Source organism: Streptomyces sp. SID12501 (assembly GCF_010550245.1).
Taxonomy (GTDB): Bacteria; Actinomycetota; Actinomycetes; order Streptomycetales; family Streptomycetaceae; genus Streptomyces.
Map to the genome: position 1 here is coordinate 1 of NZ_JAAGLU010001118.1, position 379 is coordinate 379.

Consider the following 379-nt stretch of genomic DNA (forward strand, 5'->3'; position numbering starts at 1 on the left):
ATGCACAACGGTCGCGGACTGCTGCTCGACCGGACCGGGTGGCTTTCGGTGGCGGGCTGGGCGGACCGGGTCGACCACGTCGTCGACGTTGTCGATACCGGTGGCCAACTGGAGCTGCCGGCGGTGCTGTTGCGGCCGGACGGGCATGTCGCATGGGTCGGTGACGACCAGCGGGACCTGTTCGATCGGCTGGCGCGGTGGTTCGGCGCCCCTGCGGCCTGACCCTGCGGGCCCGTCCGCCGCCGAAGCCCGACGTGTAGCCGTATGCGTCCCGGCACCTCTGCCCCGGGGGCGGGGCTCCGGTCGCTCCGAGCAAGGGGAACAGGGCCGCGTCGAGTCGGGGTCCGGGCACCCGGGAGGCGTGGCTGATCTTTTGTGG

1 pseudogene is annotated in these 379 nt (G+C 72.6%); it reads left to right on the top strand.

From position 1 onward, the window contains the following. A pseudogene (locus G3I71_RS50100) lies at window positions 1–222 on the top strand (hypothetical protein); the annotation flags it as partial. Window positions 223–379: the final 157 nt, after the last annotated feature.